This is a genomic window from Ruegeria sp. AK11 (assembly GCF_056541095.1).
Map to the genome: position 1 here is coordinate 1,047,310 of NZ_JBQFXU010000001.1, position 26,823 is coordinate 1,074,132.

22 protein-coding genes and 3 tRNA genes are annotated in these 26,823 nt (G+C 57.1%); 13 read left to right on the plus strand and 12 right to left on the minus strand.

Annotated elements, in window-relative coordinates; translation table 11 throughout:
• The first annotated feature begins 68 nt into the window (after positions 1-68).
• On the plus strand, positions 69-767 hold the full coding sequence (gene lexA, locus ACR0D9_RS05280) for a transcriptional repressor LexA (RefSeq protein WP_267364515.1): 699 nt from the start codon (positions 69-71) through the stop codon (positions 765-767).
• On the opposite strand, the gene ACR0D9_RS05285 is transcribed toward lexA, so the two are convergent.
• Positions 764-2,809 carry a ComEC/Rec2 family competence protein gene (locus ACR0D9_RS05285; protein ID WP_480537958.1) on the minus strand — a complete coding sequence of 682 codons (2,046 nt, stop codon included), beginning with the start codon at positions 2,807-2,809 and terminating at the stop codon, positions 764-766. The two genes, lexA and ACR0D9_RS05285, sit on opposite strands and share 4 nt — an antisense overlap.
• A 78-nt stretch (positions 2,810-2,887) precedes the next feature.
• Here ACR0D9_RS05285 and gltX point away from each other — a divergent pair, with 78 nt between their 5' ends.
• Positions 2,888-4,288 (plus strand): glutamate--tRNA ligase, encoded by a 1,401-nt coding sequence (gene gltX, locus ACR0D9_RS05290; RefSeq protein WP_480538239.1) that lies wholly within the window; start codon positions 2,888-2,890, stop codon positions 4,286-4,288.
• Between the two features lie 121 nt (positions 4,289-4,409).
• Entirely contained in the window at positions 4,410-5,705 is a 1,296-nt protein-coding gene (gene gltA / locus ACR0D9_RS05295; protein WP_480485519.1) for a citrate synthase, read from the plus strand.
• Between the two features lie 93 nt (positions 5,706-5,798).
• Here gltA and ACR0D9_RS05300 read toward each other — a convergent pair whose 3' ends face one another.
• Positions 5,799-6,866 carry a PA0069 family radical SAM protein gene (locus ACR0D9_RS05300; protein ID WP_480537960.1) on the minus strand — a complete coding sequence of 356 codons (1,068 nt, stop codon included), beginning with the start codon at positions 6,864-6,866 and terminating at the stop codon, positions 5,799-5,801.
• Positions 6,867-7,136: 270 nt separating this feature from the next.
• Here ACR0D9_RS05300 and ACR0D9_RS05305 point away from each other — a divergent pair, with 270 nt between their 5' ends.
• The 3 genes from ACR0D9_RS05305 to ACR0D9_RS05315 all read left to right on the plus strand — a co-directional run bounded on the left by ACR0D9_RS05305 (position 7,137) and on the right by ACR0D9_RS05315 (position 9,756).
• Positions 7,137-7,835 carry a corrinoid protein gene (locus ACR0D9_RS05305; protein ID WP_209503809.1) on the plus strand — a complete coding sequence of 233 codons (699 nt, stop codon included), beginning with the start codon at positions 7,137-7,139 and terminating at the stop codon, positions 7,833-7,835.
• A 146-nt stretch (positions 7,836-7,981) separates the two neighbouring features.
• A complete protein-coding gene (locus ACR0D9_RS05310; RefSeq protein ID WP_480537962.1) occupies positions 7,982-9,019 on the plus strand; it encodes a Hint domain-containing protein in 1,038 nt (345 codons plus the stop codon).
• 77 nt (positions 9,020-9,096) lie between these two features.
• Positions 9,097-9,756 carry a DUF1638 domain-containing protein gene (locus tag ACR0D9_RS05315; protein WP_480537964.1) on the plus strand — a complete coding sequence of 220 codons (660 nt, stop codon included), beginning with the start codon at positions 9,097-9,099 and terminating at the stop codon, positions 9,754-9,756.
• A 2-nt stretch (positions 9,757-9,758) separates the two neighbouring features.
• Here the strand turns inward: ACR0D9_RS05315 and ACR0D9_RS05320 are convergent, their stop codons facing one another.
• Positions 9,759-10,169: a SufE family protein gene (locus ACR0D9_RS05320; RefSeq protein WP_267367543.1), complete on the minus strand. Its 411-nt coding sequence runs from the start codon at positions 10,167-10,169 to the stop codon at positions 9,759-9,761.
• A gap of 138 nt (positions 10,170-10,307) precedes the next feature.
• On the opposite strand from ACR0D9_RS05320, the gene ACR0D9_RS05325 reads away from it, so the two are divergent.
• Positions 10,308-10,838, plus strand: coding sequence for a hypothetical protein (locus ACR0D9_RS05325; protein ID WP_480480758.1), 531 nt, complete (start codon positions 10,308-10,310; stop codon positions 10,836-10,838).
• A gap of 6 nt (positions 10,839-10,844) precedes the next feature.
• Here the strand turns inward: ACR0D9_RS05325 and rnd are convergent, their stop codons facing one another.
• From rnd to purM, 3 genes are all read right to left on the minus strand, one after another.
• A complete protein-coding gene (gene rnd / locus ACR0D9_RS05330; RefSeq protein WP_480480756.1) occupies positions 10,845-12,002 on the minus strand; it encodes a ribonuclease D in 1,158 nt (385 codons plus the stop codon).
• A 114-nt stretch (positions 12,003-12,116) separates the two neighbouring features.
• Positions 12,117-12,713, minus strand: a complete 597-nt coding sequence (gene purN, locus ACR0D9_RS05335) for a phosphoribosylglycinamide formyltransferase (RefSeq protein WP_480480754.1) — start codon at positions 12,711-12,713, stop codon at positions 12,117-12,119.
• On the minus strand, positions 12,710-13,756 hold the full coding sequence (gene purM / locus ACR0D9_RS05340; protein WP_480480752.1) for a phosphoribosylformylglycinamidine cyclo-ligase: 1,047 nt from the start codon (positions 13,754-13,756) through the stop codon (positions 12,710-12,712). Before purM ends, purN begins: the two co-directional genes overlap by 4 nt.
• A 107-nt stretch (positions 13,757-13,863) precedes the next feature.
• Here purM and ACR0D9_RS05345 point away from each other — a divergent pair.
• A tRNA-Ile gene (locus tag ACR0D9_RS05345) sits at positions 13,864-13,940 on the plus strand.
• A 273-nt stretch (positions 13,941-14,213) separates the two neighbouring features.
• Here the strand turns inward: ACR0D9_RS05345 and ACR0D9_RS05350 are convergent.
• A complete protein-coding gene (locus ACR0D9_RS05350) occupies positions 14,214-15,533 on the minus strand; it encodes an ATP-binding protein (RefSeq protein WP_480480750.1) in 1,320 nt (439 codons plus the stop codon).
• Between the two features lie 44 nt (positions 15,534-15,577).
• Here ACR0D9_RS05350 and ACR0D9_RS05355 point away from each other — a divergent pair, with 44 nt between their 5' ends.
• The 3 genes from ACR0D9_RS05355 to ACR0D9_RS05365 all read left to right on the plus strand — a co-directional run bounded on the left by ACR0D9_RS05355 (position 15,578) and on the right by ACR0D9_RS05365 (position 16,845).
• Positions 15,578-16,492 (plus strand): MBL fold metallo-hydrolase, encoded by a 915-nt coding sequence (locus ACR0D9_RS05355; protein WP_480485516.1) that lies wholly within the window; start codon positions 15,578-15,580, stop codon positions 16,490-16,492.
• Positions 16,493-16,567: 75 nt separating this feature from the next.
• A tRNA-Asn gene (locus ACR0D9_RS05360) sits at positions 16,568-16,642 on the plus strand.
• 128 nt (positions 16,643-16,770) lie between these two features.
• Positions 16,771-16,845, plus strand: a tRNA-Asn gene (locus tag ACR0D9_RS05365).
• A 22-nt stretch (positions 16,846-16,867) separates the two neighbouring features.
• Here ACR0D9_RS05365 and ACR0D9_RS05370 read toward each other — a convergent pair.
• The 4 genes from ACR0D9_RS05370 to zwf all read right to left on the minus strand — a co-directional run bounded on the left by ACR0D9_RS05370 (position 16,868) and on the right by zwf (position 22,408).
• Complete coding sequence (locus ACR0D9_RS05370) at positions 16,868-18,487, minus strand: long-chain-fatty-acid--CoA ligase (protein ID WP_480537966.1); 1,620 nt, start codon at positions 18,485-18,487, stop codon at positions 16,868-16,870.
• Positions 18,488-18,670: 183 nt separating this feature from the next.
• A complete protein-coding gene (gene pgi / locus ACR0D9_RS05375; protein ID WP_480537968.1) occupies positions 18,671-20,281 on the minus strand; it encodes a glucose-6-phosphate isomerase in 1,611 nt (536 codons plus the stop codon).
• Positions 20,282-20,285: 4 nt separating this feature from the next.
• The gene (gene pgl, locus ACR0D9_RS05380; protein ID WP_480480742.1) at positions 20,286-20,957 is read right to left on the minus strand and encodes a 6-phosphogluconolactonase; all 672 of its coding nucleotides are present in this window, start codon (positions 20,955-20,957) and stop codon (positions 20,286-20,288) included.
• The gene (gene zwf, locus ACR0D9_RS05385) at positions 20,954-22,408 is read right to left on the minus strand and encodes a glucose-6-phosphate dehydrogenase (RefSeq protein WP_480480740.1); all 1,455 of its coding nucleotides are present in this window, start codon (positions 22,406-22,408) and stop codon (positions 20,954-20,956) included. Before zwf ends, pgl begins: the two co-directional genes overlap by 4 nt.
• 163 nt (positions 22,409-22,571) lie before the next feature.
• On the opposite strand from zwf, the gene ACR0D9_RS05390 reads away from it, so the two are divergent.
• Positions 22,572-23,525, plus strand: coding sequence for a radical SAM protein (locus tag ACR0D9_RS05390; protein WP_480537970.1), 954 nt, complete (start codon positions 22,572-22,574; stop codon positions 23,523-23,525).
• A 112-nt stretch (positions 23,526-23,637) separates the two neighbouring features.
• Here the strand turns inward: ACR0D9_RS05390 and ACR0D9_RS05395 are convergent, their stop codons facing one another.
• A complete protein-coding gene (locus ACR0D9_RS05395) occupies positions 23,638-23,907 on the minus strand; it encodes an usg protein (protein ID WP_480537972.1) in 270 nt (89 codons plus the stop codon).
• A gap of 192 nt (positions 23,908-24,099) precedes the next feature.
• Between ACR0D9_RS05395 and gyrA the strand changes: the two genes are divergently transcribed.
• A complete protein-coding gene (gene gyrA / locus ACR0D9_RS05400) occupies positions 24,100-26,820 on the plus strand; it encodes a DNA gyrase subunit A (RefSeq protein WP_480537974.1) in 2,721 nt (906 codons plus the stop codon).
• Positions 26,821-26,823: the final 3 nt, after the last annotated feature.

The window sequence follows — 26,823 nt, forward strand, 5'->3', positions numbered from 1 at the left end:
AATTCATTGACACAAAACGTGAACATGCGTAGAACAAAAGAAAACGCATGAGCGACGAGGTGTGAGCAATGCTGACCAAGAAGCAATTGGATTTGTTGAAATTCATCCAAAAACGCGTGCAGGCGGACGGTGTTCCGCCCAGTTTCGATGAAATGAAGGCCGCGCTTGACCTGCGGTCGAAATCCGGCATCCACAGGCTGATCACTGCACTGGAGGAACGTGGCTTTATTCGTCGCCTCGCGCATCGTGCCCGCGCGATTGAAATTGTGAAACTTCCCGAAAGCCTTGGCGGCGAACCAACTGCCGGTTTTTCACCCCGCGTGATCGAGGGTGACAGGCCCAAGGGCCCCCGCCCGACCAATATTGAGCCAGTTGCTGTGGATGCGCTGGAATTGCCGGTGATGGGTCGGATCGCGGCGGGTGTCCCCATTGAGGCGATCAGCCACGTGTCTCATCACGTAGCGGTCCCCGGCCCCATGGTTTCCGGAAAAGGCCAGCACTATGCGCTAGAGGTTCGCGGCGACTCGATGATCGACGCGGGCATCAATGACGGGGATGTGGTCGTCATCCGCGAAACCGCGACTGCTGATAACGGTGATATCGTGGTTGCACTGGTAGAAGATCAGGAAGCGACGCTGAAACGCTTTTTCCGCCGCGGCAACGCTATTGCACTCGAAGCGGCCAACCCGGCTTATGAGACGCGCGTTCTTCCCGAAGAAATGGTCAAGGTTCAGGGTCGCCTAGTCGGTCTGATCCGGACCTATTAATCTTGCTTCAAACGACGGTCCCCGGCGGGCTTCGGGGACCAGAGCCGTTGGCCTGTCAGTTCTGCGCTGGAAGTCAGCTTTCCGTCCGACAATGACAGGCTGCCGGTTTCGCTCAGGTGATCCGGATCGAAGATGGCGCACGCGCCCGCAAGGGGCAGCGCGACCGTCGAAACAATGATCTGGTTGTGTTTGCATTCGTCGAACGCGCGCGCAGCCTTTTTGCCCGAAATATGGATGATTTCCATATCCTGATAAGGGTATCGCTGAACGGTGCTGCTATCCGGCCATCGGCCTGCTGCCGCAATCTGATCAACACCGTCACCGTCATTCTCCAGCCAGACGCTGGCGACAAACCCACTGCCTTTGCTTTTACTCAGGGCCCGACCCTGAGAGGTCATCACGCCGACCAACCCCCCGTTTTCTGCAATCAGAACATCTGGCCTGTGGCCCGAATTCCAAAGCAAAAATGAAAGAATGACGGGCCCGACCCCGTACCAACGCGCGCGCCCTTGCCACAAGGCCAGCCACAAAGCCCCAACAGCAACAAGTGGCAATACATACCAGGGCGGACTGACTACAAAACCCTGAGCACCGCCGAGATGCGACACCCAGTTTGACACCCACAGGATCCAACGCAGAGCCCAGCCCATTACGGTCAGCGGGACAGCCTCCAACCCAAAAGGGGCCGCCAGTGCGGCGGCAACTGCCGCAGGTACAACAACAAGGCCCATCACGGGCACTGACAGCAGATTCGCCAGCAATCCATAGTGAGACATCGTATTGAAATGCGCAGCGCCAATTGGGGCCGTGGCAAGCCCAGCTATCGCCGAGGACATTACCACGCCAGCAATCGGCTTTAACCAATTCGGGCCCGGTAACGGACCCACCTTTTGCAATGCGCCGAAGACGGCGACCAAGGCTGTCGTTGCTGCAAAGGACATCTGAAACCCCGGGCTCAGCAGCGACTCGGGCCAAAGAACCAGAACGATCAGCGCAGCAACAGAAACCGCACGCAACGAGATCGCACGCCTGTCGATCAACACGGCCCCCAGCATGACACTGACCATGACATAGGCGCGTTCGGTTGCAATATTCCCGCCGGATAGCAGTAAATAAAGCGTTGCCGCGATCAGCGCGAACACAGCCGCAACTTTTCGAACAGGTAGCCTCAATGCCACGTAGGGGATCAGTGACAAACCAATGCGACAGGCCACAAAAACAAAACCCGTCAGTAACCCCATGTGAAGCCCGGAAATGGCAAGCAAATGCGCCAGGTTCGACGCGCGCAGGGACAAGAGAGTCTCTTGCCCCATACCACTGCGATCACCTGTGGTGACGGCAGCAGCAAACCCACCGATTTCTCCGGGCAGGATTTGTTTCACTCGCCGCGATATCGCCATTCGGATTGCGGTAATCCGAACACCGCCAATACCGTCTTTGGCTGGCGCAATCGTCAAAACAGGAACGCGGGTATACCCGACTGCACCCAGCCCCTGAAACCAGGCATGGCGACGAAAATCGAACCCGCCAGGTTCAACCGGGCCCTGCGGCGGCGAAAGATGCGCTGTGGTCATGATCCGTTGGCCAGGCGCAAAAGGGTCTGTCGTGCCATGAACAGAAAGACGGATGCGTCGCGGCCTGCGCTCATTCGGTACGTCCCCTACGCGCACCTGATCGAGCGTCAACCGCAACGCATCCGAGGCAGACCGATCCATGGCGACGACCCTCCCCTCGACAGGGCCATAGTACCGCCAGGACAGAACCGGTTCTGCCACCATATGGGCGCGAGTACCTGCCAGTATAACACCGACCGCAATCAGCGCCCCCCCGGTCGCTAACGTTCCCACCCCCGGTGGCAGCCGGCGGCTTAAGGCAAAAAGAGCCAGGAACAAGCAAAACAGACCTGCGTATACCGGCCAGCCGGGCTCGCTCCGGGCACCGAAATAGAGACCGATCCCCGTTGCCAGCATGACTGGCGTCCACGGAAACAGGTACCCTGTCTGGTGCAGCAGCGCGGCCTCGACCCGTGCAAGAACACGCATGGTTGCCCCCGTCCTTCGGGCTCGTTAGACAGGCGTCAAACTATGCCAGATACGGTTACCAAAAGGTTAATCCTCAACATGTCCGAACAGGTCGTCACACGTTTTGCCCCCTCGCCCACAGGTTTTCTGCACATCGGTGGCGCGCGCACCGCATTGTTCAACTGGCTTTACGCCCGCGGACGTGGTGGAAAGTTCCTGCTGCGGATCGAAGACACCGACCGGGAACGCTCGACCCCCGAGGCGACCGCCGCGATCCTTCAGGGCATGGAATGGCTGGGACTGGACCATGATGGCGACGTAATCAGCCAGTTCGAAGGAGCTGCCCGGCATGCTGAAGTCGCGCACCAGCTTCTGGCCGAGGGAAAGGCATATAAATGCTTCTCGACGCAGGACGAAATTGCCGCCTTTCGTGAACAGGCACGGGCGGAGGGCAAGTCGACCCTGTTCCGCAGCCCCTGGCGTGACGCTGATCCTTCAGCACATCCCGACCTGCCATTTGTCGTTCGCATCAAGGCTCCGCAGGACGGCACAACAGTGATCCGCGATCAGGTTCAGGGCAACGTGACCATTCGCAACGACCAACTGGATGACATGGTTTTGCTGCGTTCCGACGGGACACCGGTCTACATGCTGGCGGTGGTGGTCGACGATCATGATATGGGTGTTACCCATGTCATTCGCGGCGACGATCACCTCAATAACGCGGCGCGCCAGATGATGATTTACGAGGCGATGGGCTGGGATGTTCCGGTCTGGGCCCATATTCCGCTGATCCACGGGCCAGACGGTAAGAAACTGTCCAAACGCCATGGCGCGCTTGGCGCGCAGGAATATCAGGCCATGGGCTATCCCGCCGCTGGAATGCGCAACTATCTGGCCCGCCTTGGGTGGAGTCATGGTGACGATGAATTCTTTACGGATGCACAGGCAAAGGACTGGTTTGATCTGAACGGCATCGGCAAAAGCCCTGCCCGGTTTGATCTGAAAAAACTGGAAAACCTGTGTGGTCAACACATCGCCATCTCTGATGATGCTGCACTGCGGCGTGAAATCGAAGCGTACTTGGCCGCAGCCGCTTTACCGCCCCTGACAGATTCACAATCCAGTGATTTGGAACGTGCGATGTATTGCCTCAAGGACCGGGCGCGGACTTTTCCTGAACTCCTTGAAAAGGCTCATTTTGTTCTGACAGAACGCCCGATTGTTCCCGACGAGAAAGCGGCAAAGGCGCTGGCATCTGTATCCGACGGTATACTGGAAGAATTGACGCCGCAGTTGCAAAATGCTAGCTGGTCTCGGAACGAACTGGAGGAGACCCTGAATTCCTTTGCCGAGACAAAGGAGCTCACGTTCGGCAAGCTGGCTGGCCCGCTCAGAGCCGCCTTGGCTGGTCGGGCCGTCACGCCTTCGGTTTTTGACATGATGCTTGTGCTGGGACGGGATGAAACCCTGGCGCGGCTTTCAGAAGCAGCGAAGTAACCCGAATTTCATAAACGGGTAACGCTGCTCCGCTAACACCCGGACTGCGCCAAAGCGCGCAGTCGTTGCCCGCACTGCCCGAGGTTTCTTTGGCGTGCGCATGAATGAAGAAGGGATAACCATGACTGACAGCAACAAAACAGCCACTCTGACCGTTCACGGCAAAGAGTATGAGTTGCCGGTTCATTCCCCGACCGCCGGTCCGGATGTCATTGATATTCGAAAGCTTTACGGTCAGGCAGGTGTATTCACCTATGACCCCGGTTTCACTTCGACAGCAAGCTGCGACAGCACCATAACCTTTATCGATGGTGAAAAAGGCGAGTTGCTGCACCGCGGCTATCCAATCGACCAACTGGCCGAAAAATCGCACTTTCTTGAGGTCTGCTACCTGCTGCTCTACGGAGAGCTGCCGGTCGCAAAAGATCTGGAGAAATTCGAAACCACAATCACACGCCACACCATGCTGCATGAGCAGATGCAGTATTTCTACCGTGGTTTCCGCCGCGACGCGCACCCGATGGCCATCATGGTCGGTGTTGTCGGCGCAATGTCGGCCTTCTATCACGATTCGACCGATATCGCGGACCCGCACCAGCGCGAGGTCGCCTCGCATCGCCTGATCGCCAAAATGCCGACAATCGCAGCATGGGCTTTCAAATACCACACAGGGCAGCCTTTCGTGTATCCGCGCAACGATTTGGATTATGCGTCGAACTTCCTGCGCATGTGTTTCAGCGTTCCCGCCGAAGAATATGAGGTCAACCCGATCCTCAGCCGCGCGATGGACCGTATCTTCACGCTTCACGCGGACCACGAGCAGAATGCGTCAACGTCTACCGTGCGTTTGGCATCGTCATCGGGCGCAAATCCGTTTGCATGTATCGCCGCTGGTATTGCCTGCTTGTGGGGGCCGTCCCACGGCGGCGCCAACCAGGCATGTCTGGAAATGTTGGAAGAGATCGGTACCGTAGATCGCATTCCCGAATTCATCGCCCGTGCCAAAGACAAAAACGACCCGTTCCGCCTGATGGGCTTTGGCCACCGCGTGTACAAAAACTTTGACCCACGCGCAAAGGTGATGAAGCAGTCGGCCGACGAGGTTCTGGATCTCCTGGGCATTGAAGACAACCCGAAACTGCAGGTCGCTAAAGAGCTGGAACGCGAAGCGCTGGAAGACCCGTATTTCGCCGACAAAAAGCTGTTCCCGAACGTTGACTTCTATTCGGGTATCATCCTCGAGGCGATGGGGTTCCCGACCTCAATGTTCACACCAATCTTCGCACTTTCGCGGACTGTTGGCTGGGTAAGCCAGTGGAAAGAAATGATTGAAGATCCACAGAACAAGATCGGCCGTCCGCGTCAGCTGTATCTGGGTGAGACGCTGCGCGACTACGTAGACATCGAAAACCGCTGAGCCGTTTGAGTTCGCAATCAATCCAGAAGGCCCCGGTTAAACCGGGGTCTTTTGCTTTCGTTACTGAAGCAGCGGACGGTTCGGCGTTTGGTTTCAGAACAAGCTCATTTGATCCCCGGGTTGCGGCGGAACTGCAAACAGGTCGCATCGTAACGGAGCGGATTTGATCGAAAGCCCCAGTCTTTTGCAGGTTTTAGCAAACCTCAGGGCGATGAGCTCGGCGTATTCCCCCTCACCCCGCATCCTGTGCCCCCAGCGTGGATCATAGTCGCGCCCGCCATGCATTTCACGCAGCTTGGACATGACCTTTTCTGCACGGGCGGGTTCATGCTCTGCCAGCCAGTCCTGCCAAAGCTGAGATACTTCGCGGGGCAATCGCAACATGATCCAGCTTGCCGCATCTGCGCCCGCCTCTTTTCCAGAGTCCAACAGGTTCTCCAACTCATGATCTGTCAGCCCAGGCACAATAGGCGAGGTCATTACGCGAACCGGAACGCCCGCATCGGTCAACGCTTTGATCGTCTGCAACCGACGCGCCGGAGACGGTGCGCGAGGCTCCATCCGCCGGGACAGACCTGCATCCAGCGTGGTGAGCGATATACCAACCCGCGCCAATCCCCGGCTAGCCATGTCAGCCAGAATATCCAGATCACGCTCAATCAATGCTCCTTTGGTCACGATTGCGACCGGGTGGTTGAATTCTTGCAAGACCTCAAGGCACGACCTTGTAATCAGGCGGTTTTTTTCGATGGGCTGGTAAGGGTCGGTGTTTGTCCCGATCGCGAGCGTGGCGACCTTGTAGGACTTCGCCGACAGTTCCTTGCGCAGAACAACGCTCATGTTGGGGCGCGCAACAAGGCGGGTTTCGAAATCCAGTCCTGCGGACAAGCCCAGATAGGCGTGGCTTGGTCTGGCGAAACAATAGACACAGCCATGCTCACACCCCCGATATGGGTTGATCGAACGATCAAAAGGCAAATCAGGTGAACGGTTAAAGGTGATGGCACTGCGCGCCACCTCTTCCCGCGTCTCGGTTCGCAAGGGCGGCAACTCTTCATCGATGTCCCACCCGTCATCAACAGCCTGCGTTGCAAACCGTTCAAAACGCCCGGTCGTATTGGACGTCACCCCCCTTGCTTTGATGATATGCCCGATGCTCACGGCACATGTGTTCCCTTTTTGTTCCTACCGCACGATAAGCCTGAAACGAATCCTGTGCAAGCCAGCCCCGCGAAGAAACCGGGAAGCATTGATGAAAAATAAACAGGATAATATTGCAGACTTTTCAATCGAGCCGGTGCCATTTTTGGCATATAGGTCGGTCCCGAAACGACCAACGTCGCAATCGTCACAGTCAGAATGCGACGTTTTGGCCAAAACGGAAAAAATGCCACCACGGGCCGATGGCCCGCCCAGCACAGGGAATACCCCATGTCCGACGAAGAAGATATCGTCCTGTCCGAACTGAATGATGACGAACTGGTCGATCAGATGTTCGACGATCTCTATGACGGATTGAAAGAAGAGATCGAAGAAGGCACCAATATCCTGCTGGAACGCGGATGGACGCCGTATGACATCCTGACCAAAGCTCTGGTTGGCGGCATGACCATTGTGGGCCATGACTTCCGCGACGGCATTCTGTTCGTTCCCGAGGTTCTGCTGGCAGCCAACGCGATGAAAGGCGGTATGTCGATCCTCAAGCCGCTGCTGGCCGAAACCGGTGCTCCGCGTGTTGGCAAGATGGTCATCGGCACCGTGAAGGGTGACATCCACGATATCGGCAAGAACCTTGTGTCGATGATGATGGAAGGTGCAGGATTCGAGGTTGTAGATCTGGGAATCAACAACCCGGTCGAGAATTACCTGGAAGCACTGGAAACGGAACAGCCCGACATTCTGGGCATGTCCGCCCTGCTGACCACCACGATGCCCTACATGAAAGTCGTTATCGACACCCTGGTCGAACAGGGCGTGCGCGACGATTACATTGTTCTGGTCGGTGGCGCGCCGCTGAACGAAGAGTTCGGCAAAGCCATCGGTGCAGACGCCTACTGCCGTGACGCTGCGGTTGCAGTGGAAACCGCCAAGGATTTCGTGGGCCGCAAGCACAACCAACTGGCTGGCTAAGACCTTTAAGGTTTTTCTTAAAAGACCGCCCATTTCGGGCGGTCTTTTTCGTTTTAGCGCTCCGCCCCTTCATGAGGTGTATCGTTTATCCGTTTGTAAACGAAAGTGCGGTTAAAAAACCGAAACGTCCAAGTTTCGGGGGTTCCGTGCCGCAGTCTTTCACAGCCATTTCGTTGGGCAAACTTGCCGATATCGATATCGCCGAGGGCAACAATGTCGCCGAAAACGCCTCTGCCCTGGTTGGGCAAACCTTCGGTCACGCGGACGCGCCGTTGGCGCATAACAGCGTGACGTGGAACGTGGTTGGAAACTCCGGCTCTGCCTATGACATGAACAACATATCTGCCAATGATCGGTTTTCGATCGACGGCGGCGCGCCGCAAACCTTTGATGGCACATCAGTGTACCACGCCACCGTCACTTATTTTGACGGCACAAGTGCAAACATTACTGCCGTTGTCGCGCAGGATGTGGATGGCAACACATATTTGGTGCCTGAGTTCTCGGCCAATGCAGATCAAGCCGCTCTGGAAGCGGGGCCTATACATTCGATCACCTTCAACAGCCTTGCTGGCAATCGATATTCAGGCATGGTGTCCAGCCGTGAAGACTGGGACCTGGTCCCCTGCTTTACCTCTGGCACGCTGATCAGAACCCGCAAAGGGGAACGCCCAGTGGAAACGCTGCGCCCCGGCGACTGGGTGGAAACCCTTGATCACGGGTTTCAAACGGTGCGCTGGGTCGGGCAGCGGCGGGTTCAGGCGGTTGGCGTGTTCGCGCCGGTCCTGTTCAAGGCAGGCGCGCTTGGGAACACCTGCGATCTGCTGGTGTCGCAGCAACACAGGATGCTGATCCAGAGCTGGCGCCTGGAACTGCATACCGGCCAAAACGAAGCACTGGCCCCCGCCAAACACCTGATCAACGGACATGACATCATCCTCAAACCCGGCGGGGTCGTAACCTACATTCACATTCTGTTTGATCAGCATGAGCTGCTCTGGTCGGAAGGCTGCCTGAGCGAGAGCTTTCATCCCGGTGCCCAAAGCTGGAACGCCCTTGAACAGTCAGCCCGACAAGAGATCCTGTCCTTGTTCCCCGAGATATCAAAGCAAGGTACTGTCGCCTACGGCCCGCCCGCTCGGCCTCTGTTATCGGCATTCGAAACACGAACGTCGGCAGCCTGACACGAGATGTCGGAAGAAGGCTTGCCTGCAAGCTGTTTTCATTCTCTTGTGCTATGAGCCCATAAGGATGCCGATCCATGCCAAGCGATACGTTACCAGATGATGCAAGCCTGACGACCAAAGGCTATGACGGCGTGGAAAACGCAGGCATCCTGCTGATCGCCTGCGGGGCGCTTGCGCGCGAAATTCTGGATATCAAAACGCGCAACGGCTGGGATCACATGGCGCTGACCTGCCTGCCTGCAATCCTGCATGTTCATCCGGAACGGATCACCCAAGCAGTTGAAGACAGCGTGGCCAAACACCGCGACAGGTTCGAAAAAATCTATGTGGTTTACGCCGATTGCGGAACCGGAGGTCTGCTGCAATCCGCTTGTGAAAAACTGGGCGTCGAGATGGTAAAAGGCCCTCATTGCTATTCGTTCTTCGAAGGCAATCAGGCCTTTCAGGAACGCGGCGAGGACGAAACAACTGCCTTCTACCTGACTGATTTTCTGGCCCGCCAGTTCGACGCATTTGTCTGGAAACCACTGGGTCTGGATCGCCACCCGGAACTGCGGGACATGTATTTCGGCAATTACACCAAACTGATTTATCAGGCCCAGATCGACGATCCGAAACTGACCGAACGCGCACGGGAATGCGCGGACCGCATGGGATTGGCGTTCGAACGGCGTTTCACCGGCTACGGCGATCTGGAAACCACTTTGTCAGACTGGGCAAACCGCCCTGAGTGACCTCAGGCGTTTTCCTGCGCGACCTGGCGGATGCGTTCAATCATGGCCCGCAGACCATTGGACCGCTGCGCTGACAGATGATCGTTCAAGCCCAATCGGGCCAGTTCCGCTGCCGCATCGACCTGCGGCACCTCGGACACCGGCAGACCGTTGTATAGGGACCGAAGCACGGCGATCAGCCCGCGAACGATCAGCGCGTCACTGTCACCATCAAACTTGAACACACCTGCTTCGATCATCGGGTGCAGCCAGACCTGACTGGCGCAGCCGTGAACCTTTGTCGCCGGAACCTTCAACGCGTCATCCAAAGGCTCCATCGCCTTGCCCTGTTCGATGACATGGCGATACCGGTCTTCCCAGTCTTCGAGAAACTCGAAATCCTCGACAATGTCTTCAAAGGCAGGCGTGGCCATGGCGCAGTGATCCTTTCGTTGAAATCACAATGTGACCTATGCCGACGACCACCTGCTGTCCAGCCCCAGCTGTGGCTTTTCAACGCGAAGAATATACGCTAACCCATTGTCTGAATTCGTGTGAAAAGCAGTGGGTCTATGCAAAAGTCTCTGTTCGTTCTTATCATCGCCATGCTGACCCTGACTGCCTGCGGCAGCTGGCGCGACTCGCGGGTGAATCCGTCAAACTGGTTTGGCTCCAGCAAGTCTGTGAAGTCTGAAACACCGCCGGACCCAAATGCCGCCGATGCGTTGGTTCCCAAGGCAAGAGAGGGAAGCGGCCTGTTTTCGCGCCCAGATGCCGAAGACACCAGTGTTCCAATCGCCAAAATCGATGAGCTGCGGATCGAGCCAATACCGTCAGGCGCGATCATTTATTCCTCTGGCACCGCGCTTCGGCAGGGTGCCTATAACGCACGCTTGGTTTCGGTTAATTCAGAAGAAAACAAAGAAAAGGGAATTCTGGAATTTGTATTCCGCGTGAACTACCCCAACTCAGAGACCCCGCAAGGATCTGAACGAACAAGAATGGTGTCGGATGCCATAAATGTTTCGACTCAGGATCTTGAAGGCATTCGCCTGATCCGTGTCGTCGGGCAACAGAACACCTTGGAATCGCGGCGGCGGTAATCGCCGTTAAAGTGAGACGACCTTGACCGCCTGCCCTTTGGCCGCCAGCGCGATTTTCCCCTCGCACAGTTTCAGCGCGTCTTCACCAAAGACTTCGTAACGCCAACCTGACATCGCGGGCAATTCTCGCTCGCCCGCGGCAATCTGGTCCAACTCGGAACTTGTTGCGATCAGCTTGGCCGCAACGCCCGAACTTTCGGTTTTGGATTTCAGCAGAACCCGAAGCAAGTCGGCCAAAGCCGGGTTGACCTTCAGGTTGTCACGGGAATTGTCGATCTTCGGCAGATTTTCCTGCGGACAATTTGTGCCCTTCGTCACCGCAGCAAGAATACCTTCGGCAATCGGTCCTTTTCGCGCCTCGCGCAACAAAAGGCGCGATCCACCGAGATCGGCGATTGTCTTGGGCTTGGTCGACGCCAGTTCGATCAAGGCGTCATCCTTGAAGACCCGGTTGCGCGGTACATTATGTTCCTGCGCATACCTTTCGCGGAACTGCGCCAGCTCGCGCACAACAGCCAAGAACTTGGCCGAGTTGGTTCGCGTTTTGACCCGCTTCCACGCCTCTTCGGGGCGAATGTCATACGTGGCAGGCTGTGTCAGCGTCCGCAGCTCTTCAGCCACCCAGTGGCTGCGCATCGTCTTTTTGAGTTCCGCAGCAAGATATTCGTAGATCTTGCGAAGATGCGTCACATCCGCCAATGCATATGTTTTCTGGGCTTCCGTCAAAGGACGACGGGACCAATCGGTGAACCGCGACGTCTTGTCGACGCCCTGTTTGCAGATTTTCCGCACCAGCGTCTCATAGCCGACCTGCTCGCCAAACCCGCAGACCATTGCGGCGACCTGTGTGTCGAACAACGGGTTGGGAAAAACACCGGCCTCGACCCAGAAAATCTCAAGATCCTGACGCGCGGCGTGAAACACCTTGACCACGTTCTCGTTTCGGAAAAGCTCATACAGCGGTTCGAGAGACAGGCCATCAACCAGCGGATCAACCAGAACCGCGCTGTCTTCATCATCAGAGGGAAGCGCCAGTTGCACGAGGCACAGTTTCGAATAATAGGTCCGCTCGCGCAGAAACTCGGTATCGACTGTGATGTATGGATAGCTTGCGGCCGCCTTGCAGAAATCAGCCAGTTCTTGCGTCGTCGTCAGAGTTTTCATGCGCCGTACTAGTTTTGCTCTTGCTCTTGTGAGTGCCCGTAATTTCCCTCGCCCCCAAGCGATACCGACGACCATAGGACGATTTTCAGGCGAGTGTAAATCACCCTCGGAACCTCACTGCATGAGAACGGGTGACCTGTTGCCTTCGGCAATGCGGCGCAGCACCGCTGGATAAAGTTCATGTTCCCGGATCAGAACTTTTGAAGCCAGAGTTTCCGGGGTATCCGCTGGTTCGATATCCACCCGTGCCTGACCCAGAATTGGGCCATCATCCAGAGCCGCCGTCACCTCATGGACCGAGCAGCCATGCTCCGTATCGCCCGCTTCAATTGCGCGGGCGTGGGTATGTAACCCCTTGTATTTGGGCAGCAATGAGGGGTGGATGTTCAGCATTCGCCCCTGAAAGCGCGTTACGAAATCCGCGGTCAGGACCCGCATGAACCCGGCCAGACAGACAATATCCGGCCGCGCGTCTTCCAAAGGCTTTAGCAACTCAGCCTCAAAGGCTGCGCGATTGCCCTTGAATGGCCGGTGATCGACCACTGCGGTCGGAATGCCACGGTCCGCAGCTTTTTTCAGCCCCCCCGCCTGCGCATCGTTGGACAGGACTAAACAGGGCCGCGCCGGATGATCACCGGTCATGCTGTCGACAAGCGACACCATGTTGGACCCGCCCCCAGAAATCAGGATCGCGACGCGCTTGTGGTTCACAGCAGTTTGCCCGAATAGGCAACTCCGGGCGTTTCGGTGACCGTACCGATCCGCGACACCGTCTCGCCAGCCTCGGCCAGCAAGGTCGAAAGCTGATCGGCCTTATCTGGATCGCACACCATGATCAGACCGATGCCACAGTTGAAGGTCTTGAGCATCTCAGCTTCCGCGATACCGCCAATCTGCGCCATCCAGCTGAAAACAGACGGCAATTGCCAGCTGTCCAGATCAATCTGGGCCCCCAACCCTTCCGGCAGTACGCGCGGCAGGTTCTCGGTCAGACCGCCACCGGTGATATGGGCCAGTGCATGAACTCCACCTTCGCGGATCGCGGACAGGGCCGGTTTGACATAAAGGCGCGTTGGCGTAAGCAGCGCCTCGCCCAGCGAACCTTCACCAAAGGGGCACGGTGCATCCCAGCCCAGACCAGACAGTTCGACGAGTTTACGTACCAGTGAATACCCGTTGGAATGCACTCCGTTCGAGGCCAGACCAAGCAGCACGTCCCCCGCCTGCACTCCGGAAGGCAGGTCAGCGCCGCGTTCCATTGCCCCGACCGAAAAGCCGGCCAGATCGAAATCGCCATCAGGGTACATGCCTGGCATCTCGGCAGTTTCGCCACCAATCAGAGCGCAGCCGGATTGTGCACAGCCTTCGGCAATTCCTTCAATGATCCGCGCGGCTGTATCTGTGTCCAGCTTGCCTGTCGCGAAATAGTCGAGAAAAAACAGGGGCTCGGCCCCCTGACAGATCAGGTCATTGACACACATGGCCACCAGATCGATGCCAACCCCATCCACGACGCCGGTATCGATCGCAATTCGCAGTTTTGTACCAACCCCGTCCGTGGCACCAACCAGAATGGGATCCTGATACCCAGCAGCTTTCAGGTCGAACAGTGCGCCAAAACCGCCCAGACCGCTCATCACACCGGGGCGGTTGGTTCGCTTTGCTGCGGGCTTGATCCGGTCAACCAGAGCATTGCCCGCGTCAATATCCACGCCTGCATCGGCATAGGTGATTCCGTTCTTGCCCGCTGTCATGGCCAGTTCCTTTTGAATGCTTTGCGGGCGGGTTATTCGATTGTGGCGTTTGTTGCAACGGTCAGGCTTGACGCGGCTGTTCACCGTGATACGCAATGCGCCTAGGCGGGCCTGTAGCTCAATTGGTTAGAGCAGAGCGCTCATAACGCTTTGGTTGGGGGTTCGAGTCCCTCCGGGCCTACCAAATCACCGCCACGTTCCTTGAACACACCGCCCATCCTGCTGGTTTTGTTTGTATTTATGACCTCAGGCGTTCGTCACGTCTTGCGTACCCTGTCCACATACGCTTGGAAATCAGAAGAATTTATTCAGTTCATCGATTTTCGCTTTCGGTTTAATCGCCGTGGGATGACAGGTCTTACTAAAAACTCCGAAATCATCTCGCGAGAAATCCAGCGCCTCGGCTCAGAACATCGTCATATTGGCGCAGGTTTGGAGCGGCAAAGGTGCCAGGCGTTTACCGGCCAATAATTATATCCGCGCACAAACCGCCCAGGCGTTCACTTTTGGCCAGTCTCAGAGTTCCACCATGGGCGCGCGCAACGTCCGCCACGATCGCCAACCCCAAACCCACGCCACTGCCCTGATTCTGGTTGCGCGCTGGGTCGAGCCGCGTAAAGGGTTTGACCGCCTCTGTGCGCTGCTCTGCGGGAATTCCAGGGCCATCATCTTCGACACGGATGCGCATCGACTTGGCGTTCAGCGACAGGCTGACCTCAGCACGGCTGCCGTAGCGCACGGCGTTGCCGATCAGGTTTTCAACGGCCCGACGAACAGCCATAGGCCGCAGCATTGCCGTTCCCTCACCCTCGACAGTGACCAACTCGGCCCGATGCCCTGCCCGATTGGCGTCATCCACAATCTGTCGAACAAATTCCGCCGGGTTGATTTCCTCGGGCGATCCTTCGGACGCCCCGCGCGAAAATTCGAGGAATGCATCAACCAAGGATTGCATTTCCGCCACGTCCTGTAGCAAAGGTCGTGCCTCATCCTCAGGTAACATTGCCAGTCCAAGTTTCAGGCGCGTCAGAGGCGTGCGCAGGTCATGACTGACGCCGGACAACATCAGCGTCCGTTGTTCGATCTGACGTTCGATCCGTGACCGCATATCCAAAAACGCATTCCCCGCCGCGCGTACTTCGATGGCACCGCCCGGTGAATATGGTACGCTCCGCCCTCGTCCAAACGCCTGCGCCGCATTGGCCAGCCGTGTGATAGGGCGCAACTGGTTTCGCATGTACAGAAATGAAATCGAGGTCATTATGATCGCGAAAAACAGCATCGTCACGATCAACTGATGCGGCGCCGCTGGCGACAATCTGCGCCGGTCAAAGGTCAGTTCCAGCACCCCCAGATGTGTATCCAGGTACAGACGCGCTTCGCGGCTGCTTGGCAACGCTACAGCACTCAGCTCTGGCAACCTTGCACGAAGCTCGGCCTCGACCTGCGGTGCTATGAAGTCGTACCACCGTGGACGGTCAATTTTGGGAGTTTCGTTGGCGGGCAGAAATCTGGCCTGCATTTCCAGCGCCAGAAGATCCGGGCGCACTTCGGCCAATGCCTGGTGCTGCGTCTCGGCCCCCTCCATCATGGTGGTGATCAGCATCACTTCCCTTGAGGCTGCGCGCGTCATCTGGTCAGTGACATCTTCCAGATGCTTTTGAAGAAAAGCAACTCCAACGACCAGAAGCAGCACGATCACAGGAAGAACCAGAATCAATGCTGCCCGGGCGTAAAGGCTGCGTGGCATATATGGTTTGAGCCAGTGCGTGGACATGCGCTAAACCTAGCGGGCTGCCCGGACAAGAGAAAGAGCACAGAATGCAGGCACCAGACGAATTCAATCCACCCGCTGGTGTTGCGACAGAATTGCAACCGGGTCTTCGGCGCATTCTGGCCCCCAACCCGTCACCGATGACCTATCGCGGCACCAACACCTATCTGCTGGGCGATCGTGACATTGCCGTCATTGATCCCGGCCCCGCAAGCGAAGAGCATTTGAACGCGATCCTGAATGAACTGCGACCTGGCCAGAGAATCAGCCACATACTCGTCACGCACACACATCTGGATCACTCACCCTTGGCAGCACCCCTTGCCGCGCGAACAGGGGCTGCGATCTATGCGTTTGGTGGTCCCGAATCCGGTCGCAGCGCTGTTATGGCGACCCTTGCAGCGCGTGGATTGGCCGGAGGTGGCGAAGGCATCGACACCGCGTTTCGTCCGGATATCGAGGTTGCGGATGGTGAGGTCATCTTTGGCGATGACTGGCAGCTTGAGGTTATTCACACTCCGGGGCATCTGGGAAACCACATTGCCCTGGCATGGCAGGATACCTGTTTCACCGCCGACCATGTGATGGGATGGGCCAGTTCGCTGGTGTCACCACCGGACGGAGACCTGACCGATTTCATGACAGCCTGCCACCGCCTGCGCGCGCGCGACTGGTCGGTTTTTCACGCGGGCCACGGTGCGCCAATTTCAGACCCTGCCGCGCGATTGGACTGGCTGATCCGACACAGGCAAAACCGCGAAGCTCAGATTCTGACTGCCTTGGAGGATGCAGACGGAACGGCGCGGCAATTGGCCAAGCGTATCTACACCGACACACCCGCAACCCTGCTGCCAGCCGCGGAGCGGAACGTTTTTGCCCACCTCGTTGATCTGACTGGAAAAAAACAGGTGTCACCACACGGCGAACTATCTGCCACCGCAATTTTTCGCAGAGATCCTTGACGCCCGAAAAAAAATTTAAGTTCGCGTGCTTAACCTCTGGACGCCGGGAATCCGGATTGCTATACGCCCCTCAGTTCCGGCGTAGCTCAGCGGTAGAGCAGTTGACTGTTAATCAATTGGTCGTAGGTTCGATCCCTACCGCCGGAGCCAAAACTTCCCAATATTCAACCTTTTGTCAGGGTCAGAAACCACATCGGTATTCTGGGGCTTTTTCGTTGAAAAAATAATATCCGCCCTCTGGACGCCGGATACTCCGGTTGCTATACGGCGCGGACCGTTCCGGCGTAGCTCAGCGGTAGAGCAGTTGACTGTTAATCAATTGGTCGTAGGTTCGATCCCTACCGCCGGAGCCAATTTACCCCGCTAGATCACATCTCACCCCGCAAGGGCATCCTTGAAATCTGCACGCAGGTTGCGTTTCAGCACCTTTCCGGTTGCGTTCAGCGGAAGCGCGTCAACAAAGACGACTTTGTCAGGAACCTGCCATTTGGCGATTTTCCCTTCGAAGAAGGCCAGAACCTCTTCTTCGCTTGGATTTTCGCCCTCGGCCCTTACAGCGACCAGCAAGGGGCGTTCGTCCCATTTCGGATGCGGAACACCGACCACGGCGGCAGTTGCCAGTTTCGGATGCGCAACAGCGATATTTTCAAGTTCGACCGAGCTGATCCACTCCCCTCCGGACTTGATGATGTCCTTGGATCGATCCCGGATGGTCATGTAACCATCGGCGTCCAGCGTTGCGACATCGCCTGTGGCGAACCAACCGTCTTGCAACAGATCCTGATCCTGCATCAGGAAATAGCTGTCCAGTACCCAATGCCCTCGCACCATCAGATCGCCCTGCGTTTCACCGTCATGTGGCAGATCTTTGCCGTCATCATCCACGATTTTCAGTTCAACCCCAAACGGTGGCCGACCCTGACTCAGACGGATAAGGTGTTGTTCTTCAAGCGGCAGCACCAGATGTTTGGCCAATGGGTAGTTGGCCGTACCAAGTGGGCTCATCTCGCTCATTCCCCACGCATGTACCGTATCTACGTCATATTTATTCCGGAAAGTCTCCATCATCGAAGGTGGGCAAGCGGCACCTCCAATCACGGTCCGTTTGAGGCTTTTCAAACTCGTCCCGCATTTGGCCGCATGCGCCAACAGTCCCTGCCAGATGGTTGGCACCCCCATGGCCAGCGTCACGCCATAGGTGTCGATCAGATTGACCAGCGCCTCGCCATGCAAATCCGGGCCGGGTAAAACCAGTCGCGATCCGGACATGGCGCAGGCATAAGGCGAGCCCCATGCATTAACGTGGAACATAGGAACGACGGGCATCACGACATCCATCGCCGAAAAGCCGATCACGTCGCGCGTATTCGACGCGAAACTGTGCAGGACCGTCGATCTGTGGGAATAAAGAACCCCCTTGGGATGGCCGGTTGTACCCGACGTGTAACACAGCCCTGACGCGGTGTTTTCATCCAGCTCAGGCCAATCAAAGGCCGCGTCACCGTTTTCGATCAGCTCATCATAAAATTTCAGGTCGGGTATCTTTGCTGCAGCGTCATCATTGCGAGGGCCCATCAGAACAAAATGGCGAACATCCGTCAGCGCACCGTGCAAAGCGGCAACCAGCGGGACGAAGGTTGCATCAAAGAACAACACCCGATCCTGAGCATGGTTGATGATATACGTCAGTTGTTCAGGAAAAAGCCTCGGATTGACCGTGTGACAGACATATCCCGCACCCGAGGTGGCATAATAGATCTCCAGATGGCGACGATTATTCCAGGCCAGCGTCCCGACCCTGTCCTGCGGCTCCAGACCCAGCTGCGTCAGGGCCGACGCCAAACGCCGGGCGTTCACGGCTATCTCGGACCAATTGGTTTCGGTCACAGTTCCATCCGTTTCGACCGAGATGATCTCAGTCTGACCGTGGCAGCGCTGTGCGTGATCAATCAGCGACGAAATCAGCAAAGGCTGCGTCATCATCTGTCCCAGCATGGACATCCTCCCGTCATGGGCGGGACCTTGCCTGGCCCCTGCCTGTTCCGTCTGGCACTGACAGGCAGGGGTGTTCCCCGTCACGTCAGTCCAGCCGTTTCCTAGAAGGAACCCTGCCAATCATTTAATTGTCTGACAATAAGAGAATGCAGCCCACACCGGTAGCGGAATACATCCCGTCGCCTAATCCCGGTGTTTCAGCGCGTAGGCGACCAATGCTGCGGTCGACCCATCCTTGCCCTCGGCGCTTTCTTCGCCATCCACGATGGGGCCAAGCGAATTGGCCAGTTCCTTGCCCAGCTCAACCCCCCACTGGTCGAAAGAGTTGATGCCCAGCAACACGCCTTCGACAAACACCCGGTGTTCATAAAGCGCAATAATCTGACCCAACACAAACGGTGTGAGTTTGGGGTAAATCAATGTTGTCGAGGGACGATTGCCGGGGAAAACCCGGTGCCGGGCCTGCCGGTCCAGTTCATCACCCAGATACCCCTGCTGCGTCATGCGTTGGCGCGCTTCTTCGAACGAACGGCCACGCATCAGGGCCTCGGACTGCGCCAGACAATTGGCCAAAAGCAGACGGTGGTGATGGGTCAGTTCTGGTTCATGCCCCTCGGCCGCAACCATGAATTCGCAGGGAATGGCATCCGTGCCCTGATGTATCAGCTGGTAAAACGCGTGTTGTCCATTGGTGCCCGGCTCACCCCAGACGACAGGTCCTGAAGGCATGGTCAAGGACGACCCATCCATCGCCACGGATTTGCCATTCGATTCCATTTCTAACTGCTGGAAATATGCGGGCAGACGCAAAAGCCGCTGGTCATAAGGCAGCACCGCACGACTGGTATGCCCCAGAACTTGTCGATGCCAGATGCCAACCAAGGCCAGCATCACAGGCATGTTTTCATCCCAGTCAGCCGAGCGGAAGTGCAGGTCCATCGCCTGCCCGCCGCGTAAAAACGCGTCAAATGCGTTTGAACCAACAGCAATCATGACCGGCAAGCCGACCGGCCCCCAAACCGAATAACGCCCACCGACCCAATCGGCGAATCCGAAGACATGCGCCTCGGGAATACCGAAGGCTTTCGTCTTGTCCAAAGCGCTGGAAACGGCGGCAAACTGGCGCGACGGATCGCCCCCGCCTTCGGACATCCACGCGCGGGCGGTGCGTGCATTGGTCATTGTTTCGATTGTGGTGAAGGTTTTTGAGGCGACAATGACCAGCGTGCGCGTCGGGTCGAGCTGCCGCAACGTATCCGCGATATGCGCCCCATCCACGTTCGAGACGTAATGCACCCGTGGTCCATCGTGATAAGGTGCCAGCGCCAATGTGGCCATGACAGGGCCGAGGTCTGACCCGCCGATGCCGATATTGACCACATCGGTAAAGTTGCCCCCCGCTCCAGCGATAGCACCGCCACGCACCTCCTCAGCGAACACGCGCATCCGTTGCAGCGTATCCAGAACCTCGGGCATAACGTCCTGACCGTCCACTTCAACCGGCCCGCCATCAAGGTTGCGCAAGGCCGTGTGCAACACCGCGCGCCCTTCGGTCTCGTTGATCTTCTCGCCCGCGAACATCGCATCACGCCGAGACGCAAGACCAGCCTCTGCACACAATTGAATGAGCGCGGATCGCACCACATCATCGATCTGTGTTTTTGAATAGTCGAATACCACATCCCCGGTTGAGGCTGAAAATACTTCGGCCCGGTTTGCATCTGCCGCAAACAGGTCAAGGATACGACGGTCACTTGTCGTCTGAGCCAGTGTTTTCAAAGCATCCAGATGCATTGCTTTACTCCGCCCAGTGTACGGTCATGCCACCAAGAACTGCGGCGATCGGTGCCTCTTCCGGTGGTAGCGACATGGCTTTTTCAAGAACGGCGCGTTTTGCCTGTCCATAGATGATCAGATGTTTCGACAGCGCCCCGTCCAGGACCGGAGCGGTCAGGGAAATTCGCGCCTCTGGCTGCGTTTCGGTCCGGGCGACGATCAACGTAGGTGCATCACTGCGCAATGCCTCGTCCAGCCCTTCCATTCCCGGAAACAATGAGGCCGTGTGCATGTCTTCGCCCATTCCTAGTACCAGCACCGACAATGGCAATACCGGCGCAATCAGCGACTCGATTTCGGGCAACGCTGCCTCAGGTTCTGAATCAGGGACATAAAGCGGAATGTATTGTGCCACAGAGGCCCGGCTGGTCAGCAACCTTTCGCGGATCAAACGTTCGTTCGAGCGGTCATGATCTGCTGGCACACAGCGTTCATCCGTCGGCAACACACGCACACGATCCCATTCAAGATCAGCGGCACACAGGCTATCAAAAACAGGGCCCGGAGTTGTTCCCCCAGGAACGGCCATTGCAACGGTATCATGGTGCAGCAATGCGGCCTCAAGGTCGCCCGCCAGCACGTTGGCCACGTCGATGGCAAGCATTTCGCGATCAGCATATTCCTGAATTTTCATGGCTTTATCCCTTGCCAGTGACGTCCGTCACGTTTCATCAGAAGTTCGGCGTCGCCCGGCCCCGTGCTGCCGCTGTCATAAGGCTTGGGCACATCCCCACGTGCCAACCATCCGGCGATGATCGGATCGGTCCAGGCCCAGGCGGCCTCGACCTCATCCCCGCGCATGAACAGGGTCTGGTTTCCGCGGATCACGTCCATCACCAGGCGTTCATACGCATCTGGCGGGTCCTGATTTTCGGGGCCCAGGGCTTCGGCAAAGCTCATGTCCAAGGGAACGTCGATCAGTCGCATCCCCCCCTGCCCGGGTTCCTTGATCGTCACCTTCAGCGTGATCCCCTCGTTCGGCTGCAACCGGATCGACAACGTATTTGCATGGCGCCCCGCCTCTTCCCCGAATATCGAATGCGGCGCGTCCTTGAACATCACGTTGATCACCGACGAGCGCGCCACCAGACGCTTACCGGTGCGCAGGTAGAACGGCGTACCTGCCCAACGCCAATTGCTGATATGGGCCTTCAACGCCACATAGCTTTCGGTGGTTGATCGCGGATTGCCAACGCAGTCCCGGTACCCCGGCCCGTCTGGACCGACCGCAAACTGCCCCCGCACGATGTGGTGCGGTTCAACCGGATCAAGCGCCCGGATCACTTTAAGCTTTTCATCCCGAACTGCGTCAGGATCAAACTTGGCCGGAGGTTCCATCGCAATCAGGCAGAGCAGCTGCATCAAGTGGTTCTGCACCATGTCCCGCATCGCACCCGCCCGCTCATAATAGTCTTCGCGCCCTGCGACACCAACAGTTTCCGCAACCGTTATCTGGATATGGTCGACATACTGGCTGTTCCACAGCGGTTCGAACAGCATATTGCCAAACCGGACCGCCATCAGATTCTGGACGGTTTCCTTGCCCAGATAATGGTCGATACGGTAAATCTGATTTTCATCAAAATGCGCGGCCAGTGTTGCATTCAACTCCCGTGCGCTCGCCAAATCATGTCCAAACGGCTTTTCGACCACAATACGGGTTTCTTCTGTCACCAGATCATACGCCCTAACCCGCTGGGCCAATGGTCCGAACAGGCTGGGACCGACTGAGAAATAGAAAGCGCGAACCCGGTCGGGCGATAGTTTTTCACTCAGTACATCCCAACCATCCGTCGTCAGGGCATCCAGCGACACATAGTCGACCCGTTGCAGGAAATGGTTCAGGGCTTGCGAATCCTGCGCCCGTTCCGAAGCGTGCCGATGCAGCGACGCAGCTACCATGTTTCGAAAATCATCCGCCGAATGACCGGCACGCGCGGCTGCTATTATCCGGGCATCCTCGTGCCACTGACCCGCACAATACCGACGGTAAAGCGCAGGCAGGATTTTGCGCTGCGCCAGATCACCGGTGCCGCCGAAAATGATCAGATCAAATGGATCAACAGGGATGACACGTGAAACCATGAGTTGTCCTTACCCTGACACTTCCAGCATGTCCAATGTTAGCGCAACCAAAATTCAATAAATCTCGCTGTTCAAAACTCTGTCAGAACCCCTGTGCCAGACTTACCAAACCCGCGACAAAGGGCTAGATCAGTTCGACAACTTCAACGAACCGGATGTGGGAATGAAAGACAACGCCCCTCAGCTTGCCAATGTCGGCAAGTTTCAGCGTAAACTGGTAACGGCCGACGGCCAGACCCGCGCAAAGGTTTCCCTTACCAACCCTCAGACGCTGTGGTTCAATACCGGCACGCTGTGCAATATTGAATGCGTCAACTGCTATATCGCCAGCAGCCCGACCAATGACGCGCTGGTTTATATCACTGCGGACGAGGTTCGTGACTATCTTGATCAGATCAAAGCCCGCAATTGGCCGGTGCGTGAAATTGGTTTTACGGGCGGCGAGCCCTTCATGAACCCCGAGATGATCGACATGACACGCGACGCGCTGGAGCGTGGGTACGAAGTGCTGATTCTGACCAACGCGATGGCCCCGATGATGCGCCGCAAGATGCGCGACGGGCTGCTGGCATTGCAAAAGACATTCAATGACAAGATGACCCTGCGTGTTTCCGTAGATCATTACCGGGCAGAACTGCACGACCTTGAACGCGGCAAAGGAAGCTTTGAAAAAACCCTGACGGGTATGAAGTGGCTGCGCGATCACGGCTTTAACATGGCTGTCGCCGGACGCACCGTTTGGGATGAGTCTGACACGGAAAGTCGCGCGGGTTACGCCGCATTCTTTTCAGATCATGGCTTTGACATTGACCCGCATAACCCGGCACAGACCGTCCTGTTTCCCGAGATGGACGAAACTGTCGAAGTACCCGAGATTACAACGGCTTGCTGGGGAATACTGAGTAAGTCACCCGATGCATTGATGTGTGCCAGCGCCCGCATGGTGGTGAAACGGAAAGGCGCTGACCGGCCTGCCGTGTTGGCCTGCACCCTGCTGCCCTACGAGTCGGAATTCGAGATGGGTCATTCTCTGGCCGAATCCGAGGCTGACGTTCACCTGAACCACCCCCACTGTGCCAAATTCTGCGTGCTGGGCGGCGCCAGTTGTTCTGGCTGATTGGGTCAGGAAGTTCCTGATTTCATTTCAGACGCATCATCAGACACGCGCCGACCGCTTCGGTTCATTGTTTGAAGAGCATGCACCAACGGAAACTGCGCCTGTCCCTCGCTCAGTTCACACGAAACTCTCCTACCATGTTGCGCCACTCACCCGGTGCGATCATTTTGCGATGGGTGAATTTGACGGAATGCAGCGGGCCTTCGATTTCGCGCTGCCAGAAGTCGATGAATTTGAACAACTTCGGATGATCCGGCGCAAGGTCGTAATCCTGCCAGATGAACGTGTTCAAGACGTGGATATAGTCTGGCATATGATAGAAAAACTCCGCCGTCGTCAGCCCGTACCCCTTGAGCATCAATTCGGTTTCGCGTGGATTCATGCAGACCTCCTGTTTGATACAAGGCCTGCTCAAGATACCACGAAAACCTTCTAATACTTATATAACAATATGTTACTTGAGTATTACCGGGGAATTTCCCCGTAAAGGCGCTGCTTGCTTGCACCTTATGTGCCGGGTCTGATAAGATACACCCACAAGATATAGACCCAGAACAAGACACGGGCAGTTTACGTGAGCGATACGCCAGAAATTCCTGAAAACATGGATGAAACCCCGCCCGAGCGCCCAGTCTATGACGGCCCGACGGTTTCCATCGAATCCGAAATGCGCACGTCCTATCTGGACTATGCCATGTCGGTCATCGTCAGCCGCGCGATCCCTGATTTGCGCGACGGGCTGAAACCGGTGCACCGGCGTATCCTTTATGCAATGCACGAGACGGGGAACACGCACGATAAGGCGTACCGCAAATCGGCACGCCCGGTGGGCGACGTGATGGGTAAGTACCACCCGCATGGTGACAGTGCGATCTATGACGCACTGGTGCGGATGGCGCAGGATTTCTCGATGTCTCTGCCGCTGCTGGATGGTCAGGGCAACTTTGGCTCGATGGACGGCGATAACCCGGCGGCTATGCGGTATACCGAAGTGCGGATGGACAAGCCCGCCGCTTCCCTGTTGGCTGATATCGAAAAAGAAACGGTCGATTTTCAGGACAACTATGACGGCAAGGACCGGGAACCGACAGTTCTGCCGGCCCGTTTCCCGAACATGCTGGTCAATGGTGCCGGAGGTATCGCCGTGGGGATGGCGACAAACATTCCGCCGCACAACCTTGGCGAAGTAGTCGATGCGACTTTGGCGCTGATCGACGATCCCGACCTTACATCAGAACAGTTGATCGAATACGTCCCCGGCCCCGACTTTCCAACCGGCGGTGTGATGCTTGGGCGTTCCGGCGCGCGCAAGGCCTATCTGGAGGGCCGCGGCAGCGTCATCATCCGCGCCAAGACCCGAGTGGAAGAAATCCGCAAGGACCGCTATGCCATCGTTGTCGACGAGATTCCCTATCAGGTGAACAAGGCCGCGATGATCGAAAAGATCGCCGAGGCGGTTCGCGAGAAGCGGATCGAAGGCGTGGCCCATGTACAGGACGAATCCGACCGCAACGGCGTGCGCGTTGTGGTCGAGCTCAAGCGCGATGCAACGCCCGAGGTGGTGCTGAACCAGCTCTACCGCTTTTCGCCGATGCAGACCTCCTTTGGCTGCAATATGCTGGCGCTGAATGGTGGCCGCCCCGAACAGCTGACCCTGCGCCGGTTCCTGACCTCGTTCATCGACTTCCGTGAAGATGTCGTTGCCCGCCGTACGGCCTATGACCTGCGCAAGGCGCGCGAACGCAGCCACATCCTGTGTGGTCTGGCTGTGGCGGTGTCCAATGTCGATGAAGTGGTCGCAACGATCCGGTCGTCTGCTGACGCCGCCGAGGCCCGCGAAAAACTGATGACCCGCCGCTGGCCTGCCTCCGACATCGAAGGCTATTTGCGCCTGATCGATGATCCTCTGTCCAAGATGAATGACGATGGCACCTATAATCTGACCGAGGTTCAGGCCCGTGCCATTCTGGAGTTGCGCTTGCAACGCCTGACCCAACTGGGCGTCAAAGAGGTCACGGACGAGCTGGAAGAACTGGCGGCCAAGATCAAGGAATACCTTGATATTCTGTCCTCACGCGAACGGATCATGGGCATCATCGCTGATGAGCTGCGCAGCGTGCGTGAACAGTTCGCGGTCGACCGCCGCACTGAGATCGTCGACTGGTCCGGTGACATGGAAGACGAAGACCTGATCGAGCGTGAAGACATGGTCGTGACCGTCACTTCGGGCGGGTACATCAAACGCACACCGCTGGCAGATTTCCGCGCCCAGAAACGCGGTGGCAAGGGCCTGTCGGGGATGCAAACCAAGGAAGAGGATGTTGTGACCAACCTCTTCGTTGCGAACACCCATACACAGCTGCTGTTCTTCACGACGGACGGGATGGTCTACAAGCTCAAGACCTGGCGCTTGCCCCAATCCGGACGCACCGGCAAAGGTAAGGCCATCGTCAATATCCTTCCGATCCCAACTGGCGTTTCCATCGCCGCGATCATGCCCGTGGATGTACCGGACGAGGAATGGGAAAACCTCCAGATCGTCTTTGCCACCAGCGCAGGTGACGTGCGTCGTAACCGGTTGTCGGACTTCACCAATGTCCGGCGCAACGGCAAGATTGCCATGAAGCTGCCCGACGGCATTGAACTGGTGAATGCGCGCATCTGTTCGGAAGACGAAGACGTGATGCTGGTCACCAATTCCGGCCGCGCGATCCGCTTCCGGACAACTGACGTGCGTGTCTTCAACTCGCGCGAATCCACAGGTGTCCGGGGGATCAGGCTGACCAACGGTGACCGCGTCGTTTCGATGTCCGTGATCCGTCATTTCGAGGCGACACCCGAAGATCGTGTGGCCTATCTCAAGATGCGGCGTGCGGTTGCGGGGCTTACCGAAGAAGACGCTGGTGAAGACGAGGAAGCCGCAGCAAGCAGCGATTTCAGTCAGGAGAAATACGCCGAGATGTCGGCTGCCGAAAACCTTATCCTCACTATCACCGCTGGTGGTGCAGGCAAGTTGAGTTCAAGCCACGACTACCCCGTGCGCGGACGTGGCGGCATGGGCGTAGCCGCGATGGACAAGGCGATGCGCGGTGGGGATTTGGTTGCATCATTCCCGGTCGAGATCGACGATCAGATCATGCTGGCCACATCGAAAGGCCAATCTATCCGGGTGCCGGTCGATGGCATCTCTTTCCGCTCACGTTCCGCAGGTGGCGTGAAAGTGTTCAATACCGGCAAGGGCGAAGAAGTCGTCAGCGTCGCCTGGATCGCCGACCAAGCCGACGAGGAAGAATGACAG